General features: G+C 52.2%; 20 protein-coding genes. 9 read left to right on the top strand and 11 right to left on the bottom strand.

Annotated elements, in window-relative coordinates:
• The 5 genes from KTQ90_RS01470 to KTQ90_RS01450 form a co-directional block, all read right to left on the bottom strand.
• Positions 1 to 426 (bottom strand): hypothetical protein, encoded by a 426-nt coding sequence (locus KTQ90_RS01470; protein ID WP_217316950.1) that lies wholly within the window; start codon positions 424 to 426, stop codon positions 1 to 3.
• 16 nt (positions 427 to 442) lie between these two features.
• Positions 443 to 685 carry an ATP synthase F1 subunit epsilon gene (gene atpC, locus KTQ90_RS01465; protein ID WP_022158676.1) on the bottom strand — a complete coding sequence of 81 codons (243 nt, stop codon included), beginning with the start codon at positions 683 to 685 and terminating at the stop codon, positions 443 to 445.
• A gap of 26 nt (positions 686 to 711) precedes the next feature.
• A complete protein-coding gene (atpD, locus tag KTQ90_RS01460) occupies positions 712 to 2,238 on the bottom strand; it encodes a F0F1 ATP synthase subunit beta (protein ID WP_217316949.1) in 1,527 nt (508 codons plus the stop codon).
• A gap of 160 nt (positions 2,239 to 2,398) precedes the next feature.
• A complete protein-coding gene (pfkA, locus tag KTQ90_RS01455; RefSeq protein ID WP_022158674.1) occupies positions 2,399 to 3,376 on the bottom strand; it encodes a 6-phosphofructokinase in 978 nt (325 codons plus the stop codon).
• Positions 3,377 to 3,464: 88 nt separating this feature from the next.
• Positions 3,465 to 4,838, bottom strand: coding sequence for an SLC13 family permease (locus KTQ90_RS01450; protein ID WP_217316948.1), 1,374 nt, complete (start codon positions 4,836 to 4,838; stop codon positions 3,465 to 3,467).
• A gap of 133 nt (positions 4,839 to 4,971) precedes the next feature.
• Between KTQ90_RS01450 and nudC the strand changes: the two genes are divergently transcribed.
• The 4 genes from nudC to KTQ90_RS01430 all read left to right on the top strand — a co-directional run bounded on the left by nudC (position 4,972) and on the right by KTQ90_RS01430 (position 9,450).
• Entirely contained in the window at positions 4,972 to 5,742 is a 771-nt protein-coding gene (gene nudC, locus KTQ90_RS01445; protein ID WP_217316947.1) for an NAD(+) diphosphatase, read from the top strand.
• Between the two features lie 403 nt (positions 5,743 to 6,145).
• On the top strand, positions 6,146 to 7,129 hold the full coding sequence (locus tag KTQ90_RS01440; protein WP_022158671.1) for a Gfo/Idh/MocA family protein: 984 nt from the start codon (positions 6,146 to 6,148) through the stop codon (positions 7,127 to 7,129).
• Between the two features lie 50 nt (positions 7,130 to 7,179).
• Entirely contained in the window at positions 7,180 to 8,412 is a 1,233-nt protein-coding gene (locus KTQ90_RS01435; RefSeq protein ID WP_217316946.1) for a DUF4421 domain-containing protein, read from the top strand.
• A gap of 30 nt (positions 8,413 to 8,442) precedes the next feature.
• Complete coding sequence (locus KTQ90_RS01430) at positions 8,443 to 9,450, top strand: N-acetylmuramoyl-L-alanine amidase-like domain-containing protein (RefSeq protein ID WP_254359362.1); 1,008 nt, start codon at positions 8,443 to 8,445, stop codon at positions 9,448 to 9,450.
• Between the two features lie 263 nt (positions 9,451 to 9,713).
• Here KTQ90_RS01430 and queG read toward each other — a convergent pair whose 3' ends face one another.
• The 5 genes from queG to holA form a co-directional block, all read right to left on the bottom strand.
• A complete protein-coding gene (gene queG, locus KTQ90_RS01425) occupies positions 9,714 to 10,649 on the bottom strand; it encodes a tRNA epoxyqueuosine(34) reductase QueG (protein WP_217316945.1) in 936 nt (311 codons plus the stop codon).
• A gap of 175 nt (positions 10,650 to 10,824) precedes the next feature.
• Complete coding sequence (locus tag KTQ90_RS01420; protein ID WP_022157860.1) at positions 10,825 to 11,436, bottom strand: polysaccharide deacetylase family protein; 612 nt, start codon at positions 11,434 to 11,436, stop codon at positions 10,825 to 10,827.
• Between the two features lie 129 nt (positions 11,437 to 11,565).
• Complete coding sequence (locus KTQ90_RS01415) at positions 11,566 to 14,898, bottom strand: glycosyltransferase family 117 protein (protein ID WP_217316944.1); 3,333 nt, start codon at positions 14,896 to 14,898, stop codon at positions 11,566 to 11,568.
• Between the two features lie 191 nt (positions 14,899 to 15,089).
• A complete protein-coding gene (locus KTQ90_RS01410) occupies positions 15,090 to 15,560 on the bottom strand; it encodes a helix-turn-helix domain-containing protein (protein ID WP_217316943.1) in 471 nt (156 codons plus the stop codon).
• A gap of 789 nt (positions 15,561 to 16,349) precedes the next feature.
• Positions 16,350 to 17,381: a DNA polymerase III subunit delta gene (gene holA, locus KTQ90_RS01405; RefSeq protein WP_217316942.1), complete on the bottom strand. Its 1,032-nt coding sequence runs from the start codon at positions 17,379 to 17,381 to the stop codon at positions 16,350 to 16,352.
• Between the two features lie 104 nt (positions 17,382 to 17,485).
• Between holA and KTQ90_RS01400 the strand changes: the two genes are divergently transcribed.
• The 5 genes from KTQ90_RS01400 to KTQ90_RS01380 all read left to right on the top strand — a co-directional run bounded on the left by KTQ90_RS01400 (position 17,486) and on the right by KTQ90_RS01380 (position 24,480).
• On the top strand, positions 17,486 to 17,944 hold the full coding sequence (locus KTQ90_RS01400; RefSeq protein WP_217316941.1) for a type I restriction enzyme HsdR N-terminal domain-containing protein: 459 nt from the start codon (positions 17,486 to 17,488) through the stop codon (positions 17,942 to 17,944).
• Positions 17,945 to 18,266: 322 nt separating this feature from the next.
• Positions 18,267 to 20,813, top strand: coding sequence for a glycoside hydrolase family 31 protein (locus tag KTQ90_RS01395; RefSeq protein WP_217316940.1), 2,547 nt, complete (start codon positions 18,267 to 18,269; stop codon positions 20,811 to 20,813).
• 136 nt (positions 20,814 to 20,949) lie between these two features.
• Positions 20,950 to 21,780 (top strand): DnaJ domain-containing protein, encoded by an 831-nt coding sequence (locus tag KTQ90_RS01390; RefSeq protein WP_217316939.1) that lies wholly within the window; start codon positions 20,950 to 20,952, stop codon positions 21,778 to 21,780.
• Positions 21,781 to 22,098: 318 nt separating this feature from the next.
• Positions 22,099 to 23,424: a WG repeat-containing protein gene (locus KTQ90_RS01385; protein ID WP_217316938.1), complete on the top strand. Its 1,326-nt coding sequence runs from the start codon at positions 22,099 to 22,101 to the stop codon at positions 23,422 to 23,424.
• 369 nt (positions 23,425 to 23,793) lie between these two features.
• Positions 23,794 to 24,480, top strand: a complete 687-nt coding sequence (locus KTQ90_RS01380; protein ID WP_217316937.1) for a hypothetical protein — start codon at positions 23,794 to 23,796, stop codon at positions 24,478 to 24,480.
• Between the two features lie 142 nt (positions 24,481 to 24,622).
• On the opposite strand, the gene KTQ90_RS01375 is transcribed toward KTQ90_RS01380, so the two are convergent.
• Positions 24,623 to 26,764 (bottom strand): SurA N-terminal domain-containing protein, encoded by a 2,142-nt coding sequence (locus KTQ90_RS01375; protein ID WP_217316936.1) that lies wholly within the window; start codon positions 26,762 to 26,764, stop codon positions 24,623 to 24,625.
• Between the last annotated feature and the right edge of the window lie 122 nt (positions 26,765 to 26,886).

Below are 26,886 nucleotides of genomic sequence, written 5' to 3'. Positions count from 1 at the left end.
TTATTTGTTTTCATTGTCACACGATGTGTGAGAATTTGATATGCGCGCGAAGAACACCGAGTGGTGTGTCATTATGGCGAAATAGTAGCCGATGAACACCAGGCAGTACTCCATCATCGCGTCACGACCTACCACGAAGTAGCACACAACTAAGGTTGCCAATGCCAACAACATACGAAAGCCCGACACGGCGGTGTAGAATGTGGGCAAGCCGTCTTCGCCAGCCTGTCGCACCTTGCCCCATACGAGAGCGTCTACCGTCTCCACCACTGCTGCGAACACCAATGCTACAATGGTAGGCGCCGTAAGGTCGCCGACGTTTGTCAGCAATGAGAGCAGCAGGGGTATCAGCGTGACAACTGCCAGCATGCAAAGCGACTGGATGATGTATCGGCGGCTGATGCCTTTTATTTCTTCTTTCAACATGTTATTGTCCGTTTCGTCAGAGTTCAACACAGATGTTCACGTTGTTCTTCTGCACTTCAACGAAACCGCCGTTAACCATCAGTTCGTGCTGACCTTCAGAGTCTTGATAGACGAGCTTTCCCTTTTCGAGGGTGGAGATGATAGGCGCGTGGTTGACGAGAATCTCGAACTCGCCGCTTGTGCCCGGAACGACAACGCGCTCCACGGCTCCGTCATATACCACCTTTTCGGGGGAAACGATTTTCAAATTCAAACTCATAGATACAAAACATTAATGATGTGATGTTAACCCTTGGCAGCCTCAAGCAGTCGCTTACCCTTGGCAATAGCGTCCTCGATGGTTCCTACGTTGAGGAAGGCCTGCTCAGGCAGGTTGTCTACCTCGCCGTCGAGAATCATGTTGAAGCCCTTGATGGTGTCCTCGATAGGAACCATCACGCCGGGGATGCCTGTGAACTGCTCGGCTACGGTGAACGGCTGAGAGAGGAAGCGCTGAACGCGGCGTGCGCGGTTCACGGTGAGCTTGTCCTCGTCAGAGAGTTCGTCCATACCAAGGATGGCGATGATGTCCTGCAACTCCTTGTAGCGCTGCAGAATCTGCTTCACGCGCTGTGCGCACTCGTAGTGAGCCTTGCCCACGATGAGCGGGTCGAGGATACGCGATGTAGAGCCCAGCGGGTCGACAGCCGGATAGATACCAAGCTCGGTGATCTTACGCGAGAGCTCGGTTGTAGCGTCGAGGTGTGTAAAGGTTGTGGCAGGAGCCGGGTCGGTCAAGTCGTCGGCAGGCACGTATACGGCCTGTACTGACGTGATTGAGCCTTTCTTTGTAGAGGTGATACGCTCCTGCATCTTGCCCATCTCGCTTGCAAGTGTAGGCTGATAACCTACAGCCGACGGCATACGGCCGAGAAGAGCCGACACCTCAGAACCTGCCTGTGTAAAACGGAAGATGTTGTCGATGAAGAACATGATGTCGGCTGCCTCGCCGTCCTTGCCTCCATGATCGCGGAACTCCTCTGCCACGGTAAGACCAGAGAGGGCTACAGAAGCACGTGCTCCTGGCGGCTCGTTCATCTGTCCGTAGACAAGTGTTGCCTGACTCTTCTTGAGTTCTTCTGGGTCAACGAGCGAGAGGTCCCATTTGCCCTCCTCCATTGCCTTCTTGAACTTCTCGCCGTAGCGTATAACGCCCGACTCGAGCATATCGCGGATGAGGTCGTTACCCTCACGTGTACGCTCACCTACACCAGCGAACACCGAGTAGCCGTTGTGTCCCTTTGCGATGTTGTTGATAAGCTCCATGATGAGCACGGTCTTGCCTACGCCGGCACCGCCGAACAAACCGATCTTACCGCCCTTCATGTAAGGCTCGAGGAGGTCGATGACCTTGATACCCGTAGCGAGCATCTCCTTGTGTGTAGAGAGGTCTTCGAACTTCGGCGCCTCGCGGTGGATAGGATAAGCGCCCTCCATGTCGAGTTTGCTCATACCATCGATAGGCTGACCGATAACGTTCATCATACGGCCCTTGATTTGTTCACCTGCCGGCATAAGGATGGCGTTGCCTGTCGGCACCACTTCCAAGCCACGTTGCAAACCGTCGGTGTTGTCCATTGCCACGCAACGAACTGTGTCCTCACCGATATGCTGCTGAACCTCAATGATGAGTTCCTGTCCGTTCGGACGCTTGAGCTTCAGCGCTTCGTGTATTTTAGGCAGCACCTCTTCAGCTTTCTTTCCGGCTGTATCGAAGTAAACGTCGATAACCGGTCCGATAATCTGCGAGATGTGCCCGTTGAGTTGTGACATACTATATTTATTTAAATTTTTAATTCCGTTGCAAATATAACAACTATATTGTTATTGAAAAAACTATTTAATATTAATTGTACTTTCCAGTTCCAAATATACAAATTTTGTAGCAGAAATCTACAAATTACGCTTACGCCACTGCTTTATTTGCGCTGTATTAGATGCTGAGTTCGTCGAGCACCTGAATGAGTTTGCGGTCGAACGGCTTGTCGCTGCGGATAGCCTCGCTCAGCGGAACGTATACGATTTCATTGTTGCGCACGCCGATCATCACGTTGCGCTGTCCCTGGACGATAGCTTCGATAGCGCCAACGCCGGTGCGCGATGCGAGGATGCGGTCGTGTGCCGACGGGCGTCCGCCGCGCTGCAAGTGGCCGAGGATAGAGACGCGCACGTCGTACTGCGGGAACTCGTTGCGCACGCGCTCTGCGTAGTACATGGCGCCGCACTTCGGGCTTTCAGACACGATGACGATGCAGCTCTTCTTCGACTTGCGGATGCCGCGCTCCATGAAGCGTGCCAACTGGTCGACGTCGGTAGAGTCTTCGGGGATGATGGCTGCCTCAGCGCCGCTTGCGATGGCTGAGTTCTGTGCGAGGAAGCCTGCGTCGCGGCCCATCACTTCGATGAAGAAGATGCGCTCGTGGCTCTGCGCTGTGTCGCGGATGCGGTCTACGCACTCTACGATGGTGTTCATTGTGGTGTCGTATCCGATTGTAGAGTCGGTGCCGTAGAGGTCGTTGTCGATTGTGCCGGGCAGACCGATGCAGCAGACGTCGAACTTCTTAGCGAACTCCATTGCGCCGGTGAGCGAGCCGTTACCGCCTATGACGACGAGGGCGTCGATGCCGTGTTCCTGCATCTGCTGGTAAGCCTTCTCCTTGCCTTCGTCTGTCATGAATTCCTTTGAGCGTGCTGTCTTCAGGATTGTACCGCCCGACATGATGATGCCGCTGACGTTCTCTGTGGTGAATTCTTCTATCTCGCCGTTGATGAGTCCGTCGTATCCGCGATAGATGCCTTTTATGTTAAATCCGTTGCAGATACCTGCACGTGTCACCGCTCTGATAGCAGCATTCATACCTGGTGCGTCGCCACCTGAGGTGAGCACACCTATAGTCTTAACTCTTGCCATTGCTATTAAATTATTATATTGGTTTTGTTGTTAATATTCTGTTTCTATTATGTTTCTTATACATTATTATATATGTACTTGCCGTGCGCTACGCCACGATGAAGTACATTGCGACGAGTCCGGCTGTGGCGGCGATGAACGCCACCATGCCTACATTCTTTGCATACCAGCCGAGCGGTATGCGCTCCATCTTCATCAGCGCCAGTCCGGTGACGCTTCCGATGCAGAAGATGTTGCCGCCTACAGCCGATGCGTACGCCATCATCTTCCAGAAGGCTCCGTTCTGAGCGTAGAGCACATTCTGTACTCCGTCTGCCACGTCGTGCATCGAGACCATCGTCATGAGCGACATGAAGCTGTCGAGCACGCTGCTGAGCATCTGCGTGAAGAAGCCGAGCACGAGCACGTTGCCCATATACCTGTCTGCCGCCTGTGCCATCTGTGTGGCCACGCCTGTCTCCTTCACGAAGCCCACGATGAGCATTATGCCGAGCACGAAGAGCATCATCTGTATGACGCCGTACTGCAGCACGCGCGGCACGCGGCGCTGTATCATCTCGTCGGCGTTCATGAGCTTGCGATTTACTATCTCGTTCACAATCCAGAGCACGCAGAGCACGCAGAGCGCTCCGAGGAACGGGCTGAGCTTAGTGATGCTATGGAACGTGGGGATGAACCACAGTCCACCGATGCCCACGAAGAGCATCACGAGGCGCTGCCACACCTTAAGGCGTGTGTCGTCGCCGCGATAAGGCAGCACTATCCATTGCGTCTCGATGCGCGTGGGCAGCTGGCGGCCTATCCAGAAGATGGGCACGAGCCACGCTATGAGACAGGGCAGCGCCATCGAAGCCGAGAAGTTGGTGGCTGTGACGGCGCCCATGTTCCAGAGCACGATGCCCGACGGGTCGCCGATAACGGTGAGCGCTCCGCCGCAGTTGGCTGATATCACTATGGCACAGCCGAGCAACACGCGCTGCCGCTGGCGTATCACCACGTCGTGCATGATGGTGAGCATCATCACCGTCGTGGTGAGGTTGTCGAGGTTGGCTGAGATAAGGAAGGTGACGACGGAGAGCGTCCAAAGCATGCGTTGGCTGCTGCGCGTTCGCAGCAGCTGGGATATAAAGTCGAAGCATCCGTTGTTCTGCAGTATCTCCACGATAACCATCGTGGCGAGCAGGAAGAGCACTATCTCCGAGGCTTTGCCTACGTACTTGAGGAACACGTTGTAGGCGATGAACTGCTTCACCTCTGCCGACGACGATTCGGCTCCGTCGAGGAACGTAGCATAGTCGACAGCGTGATGCCCCATCACGAAGTCGGCGCCGAAACATACATAGAGTATCCAGCCGAGTGTGCCTACAAAGATGGCAACCGCAGCTTTGTTTATATTGGTGTACTTTTCTGTAGCTATCAGAATAGAACCAATAACCAGTATCGTAATGATTAATAGTATCATAATGTAGTATTCCTACAAAGGTTTTGATGATTGCAAAGGTACAAAATTCTTTCGATTATACAAGAATTCATCTTTTTTTTATCTAAAAAGCATTAACTTTGTACCACTAACTTCAATTTAATTTCAATAACGTATGGCATATTGGTTTGTTTTCTGTCGCGGAGACGTGCTCCTGGAGCGACGCACCGACGGCACTCACACCATTCCGAGCGGCGAGGAGCCTCCAGTAAGCGTGGCTGCCGACGCTCACATTCTTAACGTTTCGCCTATGGACGACGGCACTGCCGTGAAGGCTCTCGCCATAGCTGAGGCGCCCGACGACCCGCGCTACGAGATGTGCGGACTGCGCCAGTCGTTCTACAAGCTCTCGCTGCCGCTCTACCTCAAGGCGGGCAAGGCACAGGAGCTGATCTACTGGGACCGCAACACGCGCTTCTGCGGCGTCTGCGGCTCGCCGATGGAGATGGACACCGACATATCGAAGCGCTGCCCCAACTGCGGCAAGACGGTTTGGCCGCAGCTTGCCACGGCTATCATCGTGCTCATCAACCGCGGCGACGACCTGCTGCTGGTGCACGCGCGCAACTTCAAGACCGACTTCTACGGCTGTATAGCGGGCTTCGTGGAGACGGGCGAATCGCTGGAGGAGGCTGTAAGACGCGAGGTGATGGAGGAGACGCAGCTCAAGATAAAGAATCTGCGATACTTCAAGTCGCAGCCCTGGCCCTACCCTTGCGGACTGATGGTGGGCTTCTTCGCCGAATACGAGAGCGGAGAGCTGAAGCTACAGGACGATGAGCTGTCGCGCGGCGGATGGTTCAACAAGCACTCGCTGCCTACGATACCCGAGAAGCTGAGTCTGGCGCGCATGCTCATCGACGATTGGCTGGAGCGAAATATGTAAAGGCGAAGGTTGGCATACCAATCGTAGGAGGCTACGGCATTCCTGCCGTAGCCATTAGTCGCTACAACTATTATTGGCAATGACTACGGCTATTGGCAATGGCAATGACAATGACAACGGCTATTGGCTATGGCTACGGCAAGAATGCCGTAGCCTCCTACTGCTAAAAGCTCACGCCGAGTCGTCGGGCGGCGAACGCAATCTGATCGGGCACCGAACGCAATCCAATCGGGCGGCGAACGCAATCCAATCGGGCGGCGAACGCAATCCGATTGGGCGGCGAACGCAATCTGATCGGGCGGCGAACGCAATCCGGCGCGAAAGCTGGGCTGCAGCATCAGAAAAGATACGCCGAAAGACTGGCATCAGCTTAATTTTTGACTAATAAAACACGAATAAAGAAATGAAACAGATAGGTTGGGGATTCATAGGTTGCGGAGAAGTGACCGAGAAGAAGTCGGGACCGGCGTTCAACGAGGTGCCCGGCTCGAAGGTTGTGGCTGTGATGAGCCGCAACGAGGCTAAAGCGAAGTCGTACGCCAAGCGTCACGGCATAAAGCGCTGGTATACCGACCCGCAACAGCTCATTGACGACCCCGAGGTGACGGCTGTATATATAGCCACTCCGCCGTCGAGCCACGCCACATTCGCCATCATGGCGATGAAGGCTGGCAAGCCCGTGTATATAGAAAAGCCGCTGGCAGCGAGCTACGAGGATTGCGCACGCATCAACCGCATCAGCGAGATTACAGGCGTGCCCTGTTTCGTGGCTTACTACCGCCGCTACTTGCCCTACTTCCAGAAGGTGAAGCAGATTATCGAGTCGGGCGAGATAGGCACGGTGACGAACGTGCAGATACGCTTCTCAGTGCCGCCGCGCGACCTCGACTACAGCGCATCGCACAACCTGCCGTGGCGTCTGCAGCCCGACATTGCGGGTGCGGGCTACTTCTACGACCTCGCGCCGCATCAGCTCGACTTGCTGCAGGAGATATTCGGCATAATCACGCGTGCGCACGGCTACTGCTCCAACCGCGCACATCTGTACAAGGCGGAGGACACCATCAGCGCCTGCTTCTTCTTCGAGAACGGACTGCCGGGCAGCGGCTCGTGGTGCTTCGTGGGACACCAGAGCGCCAAGGAGGACTGCATAGAGGTGATTGGCGAGAAGGGCATGCTCTCGTTCTCGGTGTACAACTACGACCCGATTCAGCTCGTCACGAGCAAGGGCAAGACGAGCATCGTGGTGCCCAACCCGCCATACGTGCAGCTGCCTATAATCAAGGCGGTTATAGAGCACTTGCAGGGCACGGGCATCTGCACCTGTACGAGCGTGAGCGCCACGCCTGTGAACTGGGTGATGGACCGCATACTGGGCAAGCTCTAAGCTTCTCGGAAAGCTTTAAACAAGGAAAACCGACAATACCACATAACGCAATGAGACGACACGCCTTCATTCTCTGCCTCGCCGCCTGCGCAAGCCTGCAGACTGCTGCTCAGACGCCTGCCGACAGCATCGGACGGGTGGCTGTGGCGGATTCTGCAGCTACTTACACGACGGCTGCCTGCACGACGGCTGCGACGGATTCCGTGGCTGCTATCGGACTGAAGACCGCAGACCCACCGCCCGCAGACAGCCTCATTGCCAAGTCGCACAAGAAGAAGCCGTTCATAAAGCGATTGGGCGGCGCCTTCGTGCGTCTGTTTGAGTCGTTCTCCGACGTAGACACGACGTACATAGAGCCGCAGGGATACGACTTTGCCGCGATGGTGCAGAACACCAATACGTATGAACGCTACAGAATAATCAGCGAGCAGGGCAACGACTTCTCGTTCGCTCCCGAACCGAAGATGAAGTTCGGACCCTACTTCGGATGGCGATGGCTGTTCCTCGGATATACCGTCGACTTCAACGACTTGAAGAACAAGAGCCGAAGCACGGAGTTCGACCTTAGCCTGTACACAGCCGTCTTCGGCGTCGACCTGTTCTACCGCAAGACAGGCAGCAACTACAAGATTTCGCGCGCAAGCTTCAACCCGAGCTATTCCGTCAATACGCATCCGCTTAAGAACGTCGACTTCGACGGCATCAACGTGGGCATCAAGGGCTTCAACCTCTATTATATCTTCAACCACCGGCGATTCTCCTACCCCGCCGCATTCAGCCAGAGCACCATACAACGGCGCTCGGCGGGCTCGTGGCTCTGCGGAATGGGCTATACGAAACATTCGCTGAAGATTGATTGGGACAAGCTGTACGACACCGTGGCTGACCGGCTGGGCGAGGATGTGGCGTCGAGATGCATGGACAGCAACCTGAAGATGAAGGAAATCAAGTATACCGACCTGTCTGCCTCGTGCGGATATGCCTATAACTGGGTGTTCGCACGCAACTGGCTGGCTGCGGCGTCCGTGTCGATGGCGCTCGGATACAAGAACACTACGGGCAACGGCAACAACGACGTGCTCTCGTTCCACGACTTCAGCATGAACAACTTCAATATCGACGGCGTGGGACGCTTCGGCATCGTGTGGAACAACATGAGATGGTTCGCCGGAATGAGCGCCATAGTACATTCGTACAACTACAAGAAAACCCGATTCTCTACGAACAGCATGTTCGGAAGTCTGAACATCTACTTCGGTTTCAACTTCAGAAAAAGAAAGTAACAAAGGAGTCCAAGCCTAACAAATTCAATTATGAAAGCAACATTCTTAACAATCATAGCCTCAGCAACGCTGATGGCGCAATGCAACGCGGCTCCAAAACAGTCTGCTCCTGCCGTAGAACAGTCTGCAACTGCCGCAAAACAAACAAGTCGTGTAGCGAAACAGGCTGACGCTTCGCTACACGACTCTACACAAAAAACAATAAAACCTGCGTTCGAAGTGCAATCTGCCCCGAACGACAGCTCGCTCGTGATGCAGCACATCAGCAAGGCGCTGAAATACAAGGCGTCAATAGCGCAGAACATCGACGCCGACCGACAGCGACAACTGCTGTTGCTGCACATAGCACGCAGCTTCTGCGGCATTCCGTACGTGGCAAAGACGCTCGAGAACGACAGTAAGGAGAATCTTGTGGTCAATCTGCGACAGCTCGACTGCACTACGTACGTGGAGAACGTGCTCGCCGTCTACGAATGCGTGAAGCACAACCGCACCTCTTACGCCGACTATCTCCACTTCCTGCGACGCATTCGCTACGTTGATGGCAACGTCGACTACTCGGCTCGCCAGCATTACTTCACGGAGTGGATTGAAGAGAACACAAAGGACGGCTTCGTTCGCGAAATAAACACGCCTAATCCGCCGTTCAACACTCGACAGACGCTCTCTATCAGCTTCATGAGCACGCACACCGACGCCTATCCGATGCTGAAGAACAACCCAGAAATGGTGAAGCCGATTGCAGAAATGGAACGCCGCCTGTCGGGCAATACTTACATGTATATACCGAAGGGTGACATCAAGAATACGAAACTGCTGCGTTCTGCCATACACGACGGCGACATCATCGCTATCATTACAAAGAAAAAGGGTCTCGACACATCGCATATCGGCATCGCAGTGTGGCATAAAGACGGACTGCACATGCTGAACGCGTCGCAGATTCATAAGAAAGTGGTGGAGGAACCCATGACGCTGCACGATTATATGCAGAAGCATCCGTCGCAAGTGGGCATCAGAATCGTAAGAATCAACTGATTCTTACCACTACCATCAGGGGGTGCACTTGTCTCAAGTGCACCAACCAAGAAATATCAGAATTGTAAGAATCAATTGACTCTTACCACTACTCTCAGGGGGTGCGCTTGTCTCAAGTGCACCAACCAAGAAATATCAGAATTGTAAGAATCAATTGACTCTTACCACTACTCTCAGGGGGTGCACTTGTCTCAAGTGCACCAACCAAGAAATATAGCTTTGCCGCTTGCCAAAGCAAGAAGTACACCAATCAAGAAAAAAACTCATTCCAGTGCATCCTTAATATTCCTCATAAGCCCCGCATACTTCGCGCGTTTCACCGCACTCCCCTTGAACAGCTTGCGATATTCTTCCTCTGTAAGCGTAAGCCAGTCCTCGCGCTTCATCGCAAGCAGCTCGTCTGAAGGCTGCAGCTCAGGCGTTGTATTGGGCACAGCGAAGCGATTCCACGGACATGCCGACTGGCAGCGGTCGCAACCATATATATAAGGTGCGAGTTTTGCTGCAAGTTCGTCGGGAATTTCACCGCGATTCTCTATCGTCTGATAGTTTAGGCAAAGCCTGCTGTCGAACTTACAGGTGTCGCCGTCTTCATTGCGCTTCAACGCCTGCGTAGGACAAGCCTCAACACAGTTGTTGCACGTGCCGCAACGCGACTCCATCGGCTTGTCGTAGTCCACTTCTACGGGCAAAAACAACTCACCGAGGAAGAACATCGAGCCGGCATGAGGTATTATGAGCTGATGGTTGCGTCCTATCCAGCCCAACCCTGCCCGCACAGCCCAATAGCGTTCAAGCACGGGCGCTGAGTCGCAGAAGGCGCGCACCTGGTCGCTAAGCTCAAAACCGAGTCGCTCTGCCAGTTGGGAGAGCTTGTGCTTCACTACATCATGATAGTCCTTACCCAATGCGTACGACGCAAATTGCGGCGCGTCTGTGGGCATACGGCGCGACGGCGCATAGTTGAGCGCCACAGACACAATGCTGCGCACGCCAGGCACAAGCAGGCGCGGGTCGAAACGTTTATCGGGATAGTTCTCAAGATAGGCCATGCTGGCATTACAGCCTTCTGCTATCCAACGGCGGTAGCTGTCTACAACACTCTGCTCAACGGCATCCGCCTTCGCTATACCACAAGCAAAAAAGCCGAGACTCTTTGCCTCGGCTTTTATCAGTTCAGATGTTATGCTGTTTGTCATAAAATCACCATTTCAGATGTTATTTGATTTTATAAATATAATCAACATTAAGATGTTATGGATAACCATGTCATATATGTAATGGATTACCATCAAGACATTCTTGATTATATCATAAAATCATCAATTAAGATGTTGTGGATTATTTCAATAAAATCAAATCCTAATCTTCATTTTAATCGAAAACCTTGAAGCTGTATCCCTGATCCTTCAGCCATTGCAGCGAACGGGGCAAGGCGGTCTTCAGCTTCTCGATGCTCTTCAACGAGTCGTGAAACGTGATGATTGAGCCGTTGCGAGCGTATCGCTTCACATTCTCCACAACATCGTCGGCAGTAAGCCATTTAGAGTAGTCGCGCGTCACAAGGTCCCACATCACAATGCGATACTTGCGGCGCAGCCACAGATACTCTGCATGACTCATGCAGCCGTGCGGCGGACGGAACAGGTGGGAACCAATCAGCTCATTAGCCTTGTTGGTATCCTTCACGTATGTATGGGTGAAGTGCTTGAAGCCGCCCAAATGATGATACGTGTGGTTGCCTACCTGATGTCCCTCTGCCACAATCTGCTTGTAGAGTTCGGGATACTTGCGCACGTTGTCGCCCACCATGAAGAAGGTGGCGTGTATACCGAACTCCTTCAGCGTCTGGAGAATGAACGGTGTCGACTCGGGTATCGGTCCGTCATCAAACGTGAGATACACCGAATGGTCATTGTGGTCCATTCTCCACGACGCTCTCGGATAGAGCCATCGAAGCCATATTGATGGTTGTTCTATAAACATTGCTGACTATTTATTCTTCGTCGTTTTGTTTACTCTTAGTCGTACTTTGCGTAATATAGCCGTAGTACATGTCTATTCAAGTCGTACTTTGTCCATTAACCAACGTACTTTGCTTGTTCACCGTTGCGCTTATTCGCCTTGATAAGGCGTGCCACCCTTCGCCTGATATACAGCGTAGAGGGCATTAACGGTCTTAAGACGCTTGTTGGCGAGATTCTTATCGCAAGCCTGAGTCATGTCAGCGATGTTCTGCATGATGTAGAGCTGGCGAAGAACCTCGTTCTGCGACATCATAAAGCGCGAACCTGTGAGCTGCAGATAGTAGTCGGCGTAGCTCTTTGCGTCAGCCCAAACCTTGTTGAGGATGCACGCAGCGTCAGCCTTCTTGCCGATAAGGGCGTAAGCACGCGCCAAATCGCTTGCACCAGACATGAATGTGTAGGGCACATTATACTCCGGCAGCACCTTCTCCGACTTACGGAGCACTTTCTCGGCCTTTGCGTTCTGACCTTCAGCGATGAGCTGCATGGCAAGAGTAGCAAAGAGGTGGCGATGAGTGTAGCACATGCGCATCACAGTCTCGTCGATGTATAGTCCCGGCTTGTCAAGACCGCCCCACTTGAAGCGGTTCATCACGTTGTTATACGTCTTTTCCGTGTCGAAGTTCTTAGCTCCGGGTGCCTTAGTGTTGAACGGCGTTATGCGGTAAGCCAGACCCTCCTGCACGAAGTTGTCACCGAGATTCATGTAGTTGTCAGAACCCACGGTTGTAGCCACATACAACGGACGCTCCCAGTTGCACTGTGCAAGCATCTCGAGCATCATAAGGTCGTTCTTATAGATAGCACGCTTGCCGGCGAGCGAGATAACCATGCGATCTGGGATAGTATCGCTTGCCATCATCATGCCAGAGCGGCGCACAGCCTCCTTGTCGATAGTGATATAGAGCGTATCTGTAGGAATTATGTGCGTGTCGCTATCCTTAGAGCGCACCCAATACTTCAAAATGTTCTTCAACTCGAACGGCTCATCGCCGAACGCAGCGCGCGCCTCCTGCGGATAATCGCGGTAGAACTCGAGAAGCTGCTGCTTCATTCCAGGTTTAACCTCGATATAGTCGTTTGTTCCCGAGCAGAAGTCGATACGCGGCCAAGTGATAGGCACAGAAGGCGAATCGTAAGCCGGACGCTTCATCTGGTCGATATACCAGTCTGTCTGCAAATAAGAGAGGTTGCAGACACGAGCGTCTGTACGCACGCCCTCAGTCTCCTGGTTGTACCAAAGTGGGAAGGTATCGTTGTCGCCGTTGGTGAAGATGATAGGATTGCCCTTATCCTGCAACGTCATGAGATAGTTCTGACCGAAGTCGCGGCAAGTATAGCGTCCGCTGCGGTCGTGGTCGTCCCAGGTCTGCGAAGCCATCTGTATAGGCACGAGCAGACAGGCTACGCCTACAACACCGGCTACAGCGACATCGTTGCAATTTATCTTCTTCTTGAGCATATCGTAGATAGCCAGAACACCAAGACCACACCAGATAGCGTAAGCGTAGAACGAGCCTGCATAAGCATAGTCGCGCTCACGCGGCTGCTGCGGAGTCTGGTTAAGGTAGAGCACGATGGCAAGACCAGTCATAAAGAAGAGGAAGAACACAACCCAGAACTGGCGGATGCCGCGCTGACCGCGCCAAGCCTGCCAGAAAAGACCGATGAGTCCGAGCAGGAGAGGCAGACAGTAGAACACGTTGTGACCCTTGTTAGCCTTCAGTTCAGCCGGCATCTTACTCTGGTCACCAAGCATCCAGTCGTCGATGAACGATATACCGGTTATCCAGTTGCCATGCTCAGGCTCGCCGTTGCCCTGAATATCGTTCTGACGTCCGGCGAAGTTCCACATGAAGTAGCGCCAGTACATGAAGTTGCACTGATAAGAGAGGAAGAAGCGGATGTTCTCCATCTGAGTAGGCATCTTCACCATCACAGGCTCGCCGCAACGGTCGTAAGGCACCTGAGTGCCCTCAACGCCTCCCATCCAGTTCTCGTAAGCTCCAGCATGAGCCGACGAGTGCATACGTGGGAAGAGCATATTCTGAGCATATATGATCTTGTCCTTATGCGAAACCACGAAGTAAGAGTCCTTCTCATCCTTAGAAGCCTTCTCCTTGCGCTGCCAGATAGCAGCACCTTCCTTGTGCTTAGGCACGCACATATTGCCGTCGACGTCGTAAGCCACCTGCGAAGTGTAAGCCTGTCCGTAGAGCAGCGGTGAGTCGCCGTACTGGTCGCGGCTGAGATAAGAGCCGAGTGTGAACACGTCCTCCGGCGAGTTCTGGTCCATCGGCGGGTTAGCAGCCGAGCGGATAACGATGACTGCGTAGCTCGAATAGCCGATCATAAGCATCAGCATGCAGAGCAGAGCGGTGTTCTTGAAGCGTGATGTAACCACAGGAACAAGGTCCTTGCCAATCTTTTTGCGATAGTTCAAGCCGAAATAGATAGCTGCGAGTATCACCAAGCCAAGGATAGCTGCGCTCCATGTCATTCCACGGAACGGGATGCCGAGCATACCCACCGCAAGAACGAACGAAACGTTCTGACGCTTAAAGCTCTTGTCGACGTACGACTCGTATATTGCCCAAATAACAATAGCAACGAGCAGCACGATATAGATGATTTCGCCCGTATTGAACGGACATCCGAGAGTGTTCACGAACAGGAGTTCGAACCAACCTGCCACGGTGATGATGCCCGGAACGACGCCGTAGAGCACGGCAGCCACGAGGATGAACGAGCCTACAAGCGCTATGAGCGAACCCTTAAGCTCGATGTTCGGGAAGCGGCGGTAGCAGTATACAAGCACAATAGCCGGCAGACAAAGCAGGTTCAACAGGTGAACACCGATTGAAAGACCAGTCATGTATGCGATAAGCACCAGCCAGCGGTCGCTGTGAGGCTCGTCGGCGTGATCTTCCCACTTCAGAATGAGCCAGAAAACGATAGCTGTGAACGCTGACGAATAGGCATAAACCTCGCCCTCTACAGCAGAGAACCAGAATGTGTCTGAGAAAGTGTAGATGAGTGCGCCCACCAAGCCAGAAGCCTCTATAGCGATGAGTTTGCCGAGAGTCAGCTCGCTCCAATCCTTAAGAATGAGTTTGCGCGCAAGGTGCGTGATACTCCAGAACAGGAACAGGATCGTGGTGGCACTGAGCAATGCGCTCATCGTGTTTACCATACGCGCAACCTGCGACGGATCGCTTGCAAACTGCGAGAACAGGTTTGCGGTAAGCATAAAGAAAGGTGCTCCAGGCGGATGACCTACTTCGAGTTTGTAACCCGTTGTGATAAATTCAGGACAGTCCCAGAAGCTGGCTGTCGGCTCAATCGTAGAACAATATACGAAAGCCGCCACGAAGAACGTGAGCCAGCCAAGCACATTGTTCACTAATTTGTACTGTTTCATTGAATATTTATATAATATTTGATTTTATGTACCTATTTAATAAGGTGCGAGCACCGTTATTACTTATAATTAGTAAGGTGCAAAGATACAAATTATTATTTTCACAAGAAAACAGTTAATGATATTTAACCTGCGAGCATAGCAACTCTGCTGTTGCGGGCAGAGTTGCGTGCCGAAGGCGACAGGAAGCCTTACGGATTACTCGGAACGAAGGTTTCCCAGGTCTGATCGTCGTAAAAGACGCGAATTTCGGTGATTCGGCGCTGCTTCACCTCGCCGCTTTTCATAGCGAAGCCTGCCACATCAGCACTTTTTGCAGTATGGTTTACGCCCGGTTCAACAGGTGAGAATCCGCCATAGTGCGGCTCTGCGTTCGGCGCATAATCGGCATCAACCAACAGGTCGTTTTCAGTTTCGTTCCGGTCGGCATCCTTTTCGCCCTCCGCATCCTGCTTCACGAGCATGTCTCCCTTGCCGAACATGAGCCAGTCGGTAGAGATCTGAGGGTAGCGACTTTTTATTGCGTCGACGATCGCCAAGGTGGGGCGGGTGCGTCCTGTGAAAATACTGCTCAAAGTGGCGGGAGCTATTTTCAGTTGGTCAGCGAAATCCTGTTGGGTGCTTCGCTGCATCTCCATAATTTTCTTGATTCTATCCTTCATTTTACAGTTACTTTTTACGTTAGGCAAGCCAAAAACCGCCATTTTCGGCGTTTTTCGTTGCATTTACAAAGTTAAACAAAAAAAACAGCAAATGCAAGTTTTTGAATTTAAATTTTAAAATCAATATTTTCGTACACATTTACAAAGTTGTTTTTCAGAACATCGGACGCCGTATAGTTTTGTAGATTTGTGGATAAGCATATCGAAAAACGCCTAAATACATATATAACATTATATTTAACGATTTAGTATAAATCACTGATATAATTGCGCTTACCATAAGCGTTTAAACTGCTAAATAATATTCAATCGAGCATTTTAGCCGATATTTGGCGAATATTCGAAAGTGTTTACACAACGTAAACATACATTTCGGTGTCTTTCAAGCGTTTACACCGATTTATTATTATTGAATTTATATAATCACCACACTTTCAAATTATTGATTTGTGAATTAGAAAGTACAAATACACAATTCCAAAGTATTTACATTTACAAATCTTATTAAACGCATATAGCTTTACAAAAACAAATTAACGCCTGATTTAAATTTGTAAATGCACAATTCTTTATGTTAAGATATACGAAACGTGAATAATTTGGCTTCGGAAACTGCAGATTTTCGCAAAACAGAAAAATTACGAACGAGGGGAAAAGAATTTCAAAAAAGTGCCACGTACGAGGGCACAAAAATAGCCTAACTCCCATGAAACGTAGGGAATTAGGCTAAAAATTAAGGTCTTTCAGAATTTCTATTTTAGAGAAAATCGGGGCGAAAAACGGGCTGTTTTAGTGCAAAATGAAGAAGATAAGCTCCCTCATCAGGTCGTCTGTAGAGGTATTCAGACTGTCCAGACCCTTACTTTTGGCGTCTGTTTCTCTTATTTTGGCTAAAATCTGGAGAGTCTTCATCGCAGAGAAATTGCGCATCCCCACCCTATAGTCTTTCAAAGCCCACACCGATTTTAGTTCCAGAAAAGCGGCAAGGGTATTATCGTTGTTTTTGTCGGGTGCGTAGAACGCCACCATCAGGTTTTGGAAGAACGTGTAGAGCAACGGCAGGCACGAGAATAGCGATCCCGCCTTCGGGTTCTTGTCGAAGTATTTCACGATTTGGTTTGCCTTGAACACGTTGCGCTCGATGATGGCGGTCTTCAGTTCGAAGATGTTGAACTCCTTGCTCACACCAATCTCGCGCTCCACAATGTCGGGCGTCACGCGCCTGTTGTCGTCGGGAAGCGAGATCATCACCTTGTCGAGCTCCGAAATGAGTCGGCTGAGGTCGGCACCGATATGCTCTGCAATCATCGCAGCCGACTTCGGGTCGATCGCCACATGATTCTTCTTCAGATACGTCTCGATGAACGCCGGAAGCTCGTAGTCGCGCTTTTTCTTGCTCTCGAACACCACTCCTACAGCCTCCGCCTTGCCCACCACCTTCTTTCGGCGGTCGATGGTGCCGTTCTTGTAGGCTATGACGAGTAGCGTCGACGCCAGCGGTTTCTCGAAGTAGCGCTCCAGGGCGTCGAGCGACTTGAGTCCTTGCGCCTCCTTCACTATCACCACACGATGCGCAGCCGGCATGACGGGGTAGCCCTTCGCCATATCCACTACCTGTGCTGCGGTGGTATCCGCGCCGAACACCACGGTCTGATTGAAGTCGCGGTCGTCGGGGTCGAGCACATTTTCTGCTATGTAATCGGTAATACGGTCTATATAGTACGACTCGTCGCCCATGAGGATATACACCGGAGCGTATTTCCCCGACTTCAAGTCGCGCATAATAGCGTCGAATGTGACCGTAGCTTTCTTTTCTGCCATAATAATATATATAATAAGGTGTAAAAATACGCAAAACGGCATGCACAGCATCCGCTTTTTACGCAAAATGCACTAACTTTGCATAAGATAGCAAAATTACAAAAATGATTCGATTAAACCTACCATCTTTCGAAATAAAGTTATCGGGCACGAAAGAACAGCCCCGCATCTTCGACATTCTGCGCCACCGCTACGTAGCGCTCACGCCCGAGGAGTGGGTGCGCCAGCACTTCGTCCACTATCTGATAGAGCACAAGGGCTACCCTGCCGCGCTCATGGCGAACGAGATGAGCCTCAGTATCGGCAACAAGAAGCTGCGCGCCGACAGCGTGCTCTACAACCGCCACCTGCAGCCGCGCATGATAATGGAGTACAAGGCGCCGACGGTGGAGATAACGCAGAAGGTGTTCGAGCAGATTGCGGCGTACAACCTGTTGCTGCACGTAGACTACCTTGTGGTGAGCAACGGACTGCAACACTACTGCTGCCGCATCGACTACGACAAGCGCACGTACGACTTCCTGCAAGACATACCGACCTACGAGTCGATTGCCGACGACTGAAAACACCGACAAACGCCCCGACAGGCACGGTTTTTGCACATAAAAAACCATACTCACACCGTGCAAAGCCTAAGCGAAAGTCATCGGACGGCGAACGGAATCCGATCGGACGGCGGACGCAATCTGATCGGACGGCGAACGCAATCCGATCGGGCGGCGAACGGAATCCAATCGGACGGCGTACGGTGTCGGTGCGGATCGCGTTCGGAGAACGATGAAATATCGCAGGCTGAACAACGACATATCGCAGGCAGAACAACGATAAACAACAAGCAAAACAACGATATACATTAAACCAAACCACTATAAAACACATACAATTATGAAAAGAAGCCTTATCACAACAGCACTTGCAGCATTAGCCACGTGCGCCGTTGCGCAGAACCAGAACATCGCCTATCAGGACCAGAACGTGCGCTTCACCGTGATTACCGACGGAGCAATCCGCATGGAATACACGCCCGACGGACAGTTTCTTAACAACAAGTCGTTCATCGCCGTAGACCGCAGCTACCCTGCCACAGCCTACAAGGTGAAGAACACGCCGAAGACCGTCACCATCTCTACCGACCGCTTTGTCCTGTCGTACGCCAAAGGCAGCGGAATGTTCAACGAGAACAACCTGCGCATATCTTCCGTCAAGACGAAGCAGAAAGCCGCCGGCAAGCAGAAAGCCAGCAGCCTGTACACCACCTCGTTCAGCTGGCATCCGGGCTTGAAGGACAACGCTAACCTGAAGGGCACCTACCGCACGCTCGACGGATACGACGGCGACACGAATCTCGACTCGCACAAGATGCCACTCGAAGACGGACTCCTCTCGCGCAACGGATGGACGTTCATCGACGACTCCAACGGATATGTGTTCGACGACTCCGACTGGCAGTGGGTTGCCCACCGCCCGAACGAGGGCAAGACGCAGGACTGGTATTTCCTCGCCTACGGACACGACTACAAGAAGGCGCTGCGCGACTATACCGAGTTTGCGGGCAAGGTGCCACTGCCGCCGCGCTACGCCTTCGGCTACTGGTGGTCGCGCTACTGGACGTACAGCGACAACGAGCTGCGCAACCTCGTCACGAAGATGCACAACTACGACATTCCGCTCGATGTGCTCGTCGTAGATATGGACTGGCATTATGCCGAGCCTGCACGTGGCGGCTGGACAGGCTACTCCTGGAACCGACGCCTGTTTCCCTCGCCTAAGGGCTTCCTGCAGTGGGCAAAGCAGCAGAACCTGCAGACCACGCTCAACCTGCACCCTGCCGACGGCATAAAGCCCGACGAGGATTGCTACCCGGCTATGGCGCAGTGGATGGGCATGAACCCCGACGAGAAGAAGACTATAGAGTGGACGGCGTCAGACAAACACTTCATGCAGGGCTGGTACGAGAAGGTGCTGCACCCGATGGAGAAGGACGGCGTCGACTTCTGGTGGCTCGACTGGCAGCAGTGGAGCAACGACAAGCAGTTCCCCAACCTCAGCAACACCTGGTGGATCAACTATACTACGTTCACCGACATGGAGCGCAACCGCGAAACGCGCCCTATGCTCTACCACCGTTGGGGCGGACTGGGCAACCACCGCTATCAGATTGGCTTCTCGGGCGACGCCATAATAAGCTGGAAATCGCTCGACTTCCAGCCTTACTTCAATTCTACGGCGTCTAACGTGCTCTACGGCTACTGGAGTCATGATATGGGCGGACACATGGGCGCCCACTCCATCGACCCCGAGATGTATATACGCTGGATGCAGTTCGGCGCGTTCAGCCCTATCCTGCGCACCCACTCTACGAAGGACGCCGGACTGAACAAGGAGCCGTGGGTGTTCGCCGACCACGAGCGCGACATCCTGCACGACATAATTCGCCAGCGCTACCAGTTCGCACCTTATATATATAGCATGGCGCGCCGCACCTACGACGACGCCCTGCCGCTCTGCCGCCCTATGTACTACGACTACCCCGAGAACGAGGAGGCTTACGCCAACCGCAACGAGTATATGTTCGGCGACAACATGCTTGTCTACCCCATCACAAGTCCTATGCACGACGGCATCTCCACGCAACAGGTGTGGCTGCCTGAGGGCTGCGACTGGTACGAGCTCTCGTCGGGTACGCTCTTACGTGGCGGACAGACCGTCAGCCGCAAGTTCCAGCTCGACGAGTATCCTGTCTACGTAAAGGCTGGCTCAGTGCTGCCCGAATACGGCAAGGTGGAGAACCTCAGCAGCACGAGCGAACCGATAACCGTAGCCGTCTATCCGGGCAAGGGCGACAGCAGCTTCACGCTCTACGAGGACAACGGCAACGATAAGCACTACGCCAGCGAGTACGCCACCACGCTGCTCACCAAGCGCACGCTCAACGACAGCACCATAGCCGTAACCATCGGTGCGCGCAAGGGCACGTACAAGGATATGCCCGCCAACCGCCACTACACGCTCAAGCTGGTTGCGTCTACCGTGCCCGCCAGCGTGCAGATAGACGGCGCAGAGGCGTCTTATGCGTACGACGGCAACAACCTCTCGGTGCTCATCGACATCGCCGAGACCGACTGCGCCAAGGAGAAGACCGTCACCGTTACGTTCCCGAAGAACGCCGCGCCTGTTGCCGACGGACTCATCGGCATGTTCCGCCATATACAGCAGGGCTGCATAGCCATCAAGAGCCGCACGCCGGGCTTCTTGTTCAACGAGCAGTTGGGCACAATGGAGTCGACAGGAGTCGCTATCAGCTACGCCCCGCAGGAGGCAGCTGAGCGCATCGAGGCGTTCCGCCGCAACTACGCTAACCTGAAGCAGGTGCTTGTGGAGAGCGGACTGAAGGAAGCCGAAGCGGAGCAATTCGTACAAAAGGCTTATTAAACCACCCGTAGCGGAGGTCTCCGGCCTCCGCAACACCAAGTCTAACACAAACCACAAGCAATTAAAGCGTATGCATCATTGCTTGCTGCGGAGGCCGGAGACCTCCGCTACAGAAATAAACAACAAACAACAAAACATGGGAATAGGAAGATGGATTGGCGGTTTCCTCGGCTTTATCAACGGCGGACCGCTTGGAGCACTTGCCGGCTACGCCATAGGCTGGCTCTTTGAGAAGGGAGCCGAGGGCTTTAGCGACAACGCCGACAACACGTTCGACAACGGCACGTACAGAAACAGCAACGCATACAGCGGCAACACTTACGGCGGCTATTCAGCCCAACAGCAGTATGAGGGCGAGCGCAACTCGTTCCTCTTCTCGCTGCTCGTGCTCGCCTCGTATATCATGAAAGCCGACGGCAGGGTGATGCACTCCGAGATGGAGCTTGTGCGCACCTTCCTGCGCCGCAACTTCGGCGAGATAGCCGTGCGCGAGGGCGAGGAGATACTTCTGCGCCTCTTCGAACGACAGAAGCAGATGGGCGAAGCGGCGTTCAAGAACACCATACGCGAGTCGTGCGCCGAGATAGCGCAGCACATGGACTACTCGCAGCGTCTGCAGCTGCTCAACTTTCTCGTGCTCATAGCGCAGGCCGACGGCGCCGTGCCGCAGAGCGAGATCGACGCCCTGCACTTCGTGGCTGCCAGTCTCGGCATCTCCGCCGAGGACCTCAGCTCGATGCTCAACCTCTCTTCGGGCGGCAACAGCCTCGAAGCCGCATACAAGGTGCTCGGCATCGAACCGTCAGCCACCGACGACGAGGTGAAGGCTGCCTACCGCCGCATGGCACTCAAGCACCACCCCGATCGCGTGGCTACGCTCGGCGACGATGTGCGCAAGGCTGCCGAGAAGAAATTCCAGGAGATAAACGCCGCAAAGGAGACCATATACAAAGCAAGAGGGCTGTGATTTGCATCACAACCCCCTTGTACATACTTTTTCGATATAACTGGTCAAATATTTGCATCACAACCCCCTTGTACATACTTTTTCGATATAACTGGTCAAATAAGTGATTACGAGATAAATTCCGCCAAAAGATGTGATTCTATCGGATTTAATTTGTAACTTTGTCATATGCTAGCAAATACTTACTCGGTTGTGTTGCAGCACCAAGTTAAGTGAAAATCCTGACATATGCAAGTCTTTGTAAACAAATGTTTGTCAAGGACTTGCATTTATAACAAATAATTAAGCTGCGAATTTAATGAACACTAATTAAAACCAATGATGATGAAGGCTAATATTTTACGAAAGGGTATGATGCTCGTGGGTGCGCTCACGCTGAGTTTTTCAATCGCTCACGCCACCGACTGGCTTGAGAAAGGTGGAGTGGGGAAGCAAGATGCAAGTGAGGCATCGCTACAGATGCCGCTGCATTTTGAGGCAGGCTACACCCAGTTTCTCGACGATAGCGAGGACGCAGACACAAAAATCGTTACGCCAGTGAGTTGCGGTGTGTATGGCATCAGCACCGACGGCACCGTTTACACACTTCGCTACATTGATGGTGGCACCATTGGTGGCAAAAATGCGTGGAAGGTGGCTGACTTCACCCGAATCCCCCGTATGGAGAAGGAGGGGCTGATTATGTATAAGAACGACAACACTCAGCAGCTCTACCTTATTAAGCCTACCGGCGCGGTGGAGGCTCTGCCCAAGAAATATGTGAATGCCACCAACTTTGTTGACGGCATTGCCGCCGTGGCTACTGCCACTTCGGGCTATGCGTTGAACTGGACTTTCATCGACCGCAGTTTGAAGCCATTCGCCCCAGGTGTGGTGACACAGCCGATGCAGTTTGGCAAAAATCAATTCACCATTGCTCCGCTTCGTGGCAGTATGCGTGCCGTGTATGTGCCTAACGAGAACGGTTTTGATGGCAGTTGGGGATTCATGAACGGATTGGGAAAAATCGTGATTAAGCCACAATATAGGGAAGTGCGCTCATTCTCCGACAGCATGGCGCTGGTGGTTGAGAAAAACGACGATTTCTATTTTATTGATGTTACGGGGCGCAAATGCTTTGAGCCGAGGAAGGTGGACGAGAACATTTTCCCATCGTCGGTGAGCGACTACGACGGTGGTTTATGCACCATCGCCCCAATGGAGATAGGCGATAATTTCTATGCGCGCTACTACACCACATCGGGCAAGTTGAGCGGTGTGGCATTGTGGGGTTCGGCGCTCCATAACGGTAAGGGATATATGCGCTTTATCGACGAGGCTGAAAACGAGGAATTTCCTTCTGTCCTTATTATCCAGCCCAGCGTTGAGGGCTACGATGAAACTAAAGGCATGAGAATTGAAGCCGACCTACACACCGCAATGTGGGGCACACCATGGTACGACGAGGCAGATGTGGCACACTTCTCCGAAACCGAAACCTCGGAAGTGGGTGTTGGTTCGCACTACTGCTTCCCATGGACGATTGGTGCATTCAGCACCGACGGCTACGCCCCTGCCACCATCGTTTCGCCCAACGGCGACGTCACCTTCGAGGGCCTCATCGACCGCCAAGGCAAATTCCGCGTCGTCTACAAAGTGTATTGATTTAGAAATTAGAAGTTAGAAATTTAATATATCCTTGATATATAGGGCTTTTGTGCTACATTGGCACTCATAAATAAAGGGGCTGTGTCAAAATAGGCGCAGCCTCTTTTACCATATACACACAACAGCTGCAAGGGATACGCCTATTCTATCATTGCCGACTATTTCATAAATAAAGACAATAGGAAAGCAAAAGATTATCTTGACAGCGCATTATACTACAGCAAGGATGCGGTATCATATAGAGTTGCAGGCTACTACAACAACGCTTTAGGAAACGATGCCAAGGCAGAAGAGATGTGGAAGAAATCCATTGATTGCGACCCGAACTATCTGACTCAAGCAGAAACATGTGAAAAGATAGCGGCTTTGTATTACAAAAGAGGCGATTTGAAAAATTACGCCCTTTATATGTCGAAGATGTCGGAGGCTAAAGACAGTCTTTATACAAGAAAAAAGAAATATAACATGAGCGAATTGCAGTCGAACATAAATTCGTCACTCTCAATGAAAGACTTGCTGAACACCATAACATCTGCATCTATGGGCATACTTATTATTATATTATTATGTATAGTGGTATTCTCGTTAATGCTGCATAGAACAAGAAAGAGGCTGATCGCAGTACACAATAGACTGAAAGCAGAAAAACAAAGTCTGGAACAAGCTAAGACGCAGATTAAGTCGCTGAAAAAGGAAAGTGCAAAGAAATCGGACAAGATAGAGAGGCTGAATAACGACATAATGGTGGCATCGCAAAGCAGCGAAGCGAACGCACGATGCGGCAAGGAGCTATACCTACATATCAAGAACGGCGGCACAACCGTGACGTGGACCAAGCAAGACTACGAGCTGTGCATGGCTTACTGCAAGATAGAGTTTGCGGAGACAATGGCGGAGATTGAACGCTGCTACGGCAAGATTGCTCCTCGAAAACAACTGATCATGCTGCTGCAACACCTCAACTACGACTACGCTGCCATAGGCAGGGTGCTCGGCATAAACAGCGACTCTGTAAGAAAGAACATAGCACGCATCACGCCGCTTACGAAATAAGCGTAATGCACGCAGACCGATAAGAACGAACGAAACCGAAATAAGGTATTGGCTTCAGCGGCTTCTACAAAAAAAGACTTGGGATGTAACGATTTGCACCGTTGCATCCCAAGTCTTTTTTATGTGTTATGATATGTGAGTCTTAGAAGAAGAGATAGCGGTTGTCCACTACGTTTGCCTTGATGTAAAGCTCGTTCATGAAGTTGCCAGCCATCTGCATCTGACGCTGACGGAGACGCTGCATCTCCGACTTCTCGTCGTACTTAGCAGGACGCTGTGTCTTGTTTGTTACCTGGAACACGTAAACACCAGCGTTGCCCTTAACCGGGTGCTTAGAGAACTTGCCCTTTGCTGTAGCTGCGATAGCACCGCTCAGAGCCGGCTCGCTTGCGCCTGTTGCTGCTACGAACACCGGAGCAGCAAATGTAACCTGGTTAACCGGAGCTACTGTAGCACCCTTTGCCTTAGCGTCAGCCACCGACTTGGCTGTCTTTGCCTTAGCCATGAGCTGCTCAGCCTTCTTGTCCTTGATAACCTCTGCCTTTACGAACTCCTTAACCTGAGCGTCGTCGAGCGAGCGATAGCCGATCGGGTTGATGTTGTCGAGAACCACAATGAGGAGGTGGTCGTTGTCGCCGCACTCGTAGAGTGAAGAAACGGCACCCTTCTTAGCCTCGAACAACCAACGGAGAGCATCGCGTGTAGAGTGGATGCCTGCGAGGTAGTGCTCGGCTGTTGTGATGTCCTTGCGCTCCTGAACGTTGTAGCCGCTCTTTGCAGCGTTCTTCAGGAGATCCTCTGCTGTGAGGTTAGCGCTTACGAATGAGCTGAACTTGTTGTAAGCAGCAGAGTATGTATCCTTTGTGAAGGTGATGTTCTTCTTAACGACGGCTGCTACGTACTTTGTAGTCATTGCCTTGCGGTCTACTACCTGGAGCACGAGGTTGCCCTGAGCGAGTGTGAGGTTCTTGAGCTCGCCAGAAGCCATTGTGTTGAGGCTCTCGATGTAGTTCTTTGTGTCCTTGTCGATAGACGGAGCGCTCTGATACTGACGTGTTGTCATCCATGTCTTCTCGCCGGTCTGACCGTACTTCTTGGCTACAACCTCGAAGTCGGCACCTGCCTTAATGGCGTTGAGGATAGAGTCGGCGCGTGTAGCTGCCTCGGCTGCTGTAGCACCGCCTACCTGGATGGCGCGGAACTGGATTGAGTCGGGAAGTTCGCGCTTTGCAATGAGCTTCACGAGGTTGAGTGTGTTATCGTTCTTGTTCTCGATCACCTTGCTTGTAGAGCCTACAGCCATTGAGTCGAGACGCTGTGCGATGTCAGAAGGAAGGGCTTCCTTCTTAACTGGAACGCCGAGGTAGCTGACGAGCGATGTGCTCTTGCGCACTACGTCAGACGGGTCGGCTGCGGCTGCGAGCTCTGCGCTGTAGCCTGCGAACTCCTTCTGGAGAGCTGCGCGGTCGGCTGCAGAAGCCTTTACCTGAACGTCAATGTACTTGATGTCGCGTGTCTCTACATACTGCTTGAAGCGCGGCTTCATCTCGTCGTACTTAGCCTTGAGGTCGGCGTCGCTTACTTTGATCTTGCTGTCGTCGATGCTTGAGTAAGGGAAGGCTGCGAGCTGCACCTGGCTCTCCTGGTTCTGCTCGTTGAACGCCATCTTAGCCTCTATCTTGTTTGAGAGGAAGCAGTGAGCGAACAGACCCTGGTACTTCTGAGAGAGGAGCTGCTGGCGCAGAGTCTTCTCTACAAATGTCCAATACTTATAAATTGTATCGTACTGCTTAGCCATCTGCGGGTTGGCTGTCTGCTGTGTCTTGTACTCGGCGAGGAACTTCTTAAGAGCGTTAACGTCGAAACGACCTGTCTGCTGGTTGAAGAACGGAGTCTGCTGAAGCATAGGGTTGGTACCCTCGGTGAGAACCTGCTGGAGCTCAGCGTCTGTTACTGTAAGACCGAGCTTGTGTGCCTCGTTCTCTATGATCTTGGTCTGAACGTATGTGTTCCAAACCATGTCCTTAACCTGGTTGAGCTGGTCTTCGTTGAGGTTTTCCTGTCCCTGCTGCATCTTGAGCACTTCTGTGTACTCGTCTACAAGTTTCTGGAACTCTGTTACGTTGATTTTCTCGCCCAACACCTCGCCTACCTGCTGATGCTTGTCAGCGCTTGCAGAGTCGCATGAGCGGAACGCCTCTTCGGCGATGAAAGAGAAAAGGCCTAAGCCGATAATGCCTATCAGCAGTGCGCCTTTGCTTCTGATTTTTCCTAATGCTGCCATTTTTTTGTTTTTATTTTTTATTTATTATTTCGTTAGATGTAGGTTCGTGCATCTGTCCTGCAGCTGCTGCGAAGCCTGCCCTGCAAGGCGGCTCGCGGCGTAATGCCACAAAATGCGTACAA

It is taken from the genome of Leyella stercorea (genome assembly GCF_019052365.1).
Lineage (GTDB): Bacteria > Bacteroidota > Bacteroidia > Bacteroidales > Bacteroidaceae > Prevotella.
The sequence above is the reverse complement of the archived record's forward strand: the minus strand, read 5'-3'. Positions and strand labels throughout refer to the sequence as shown.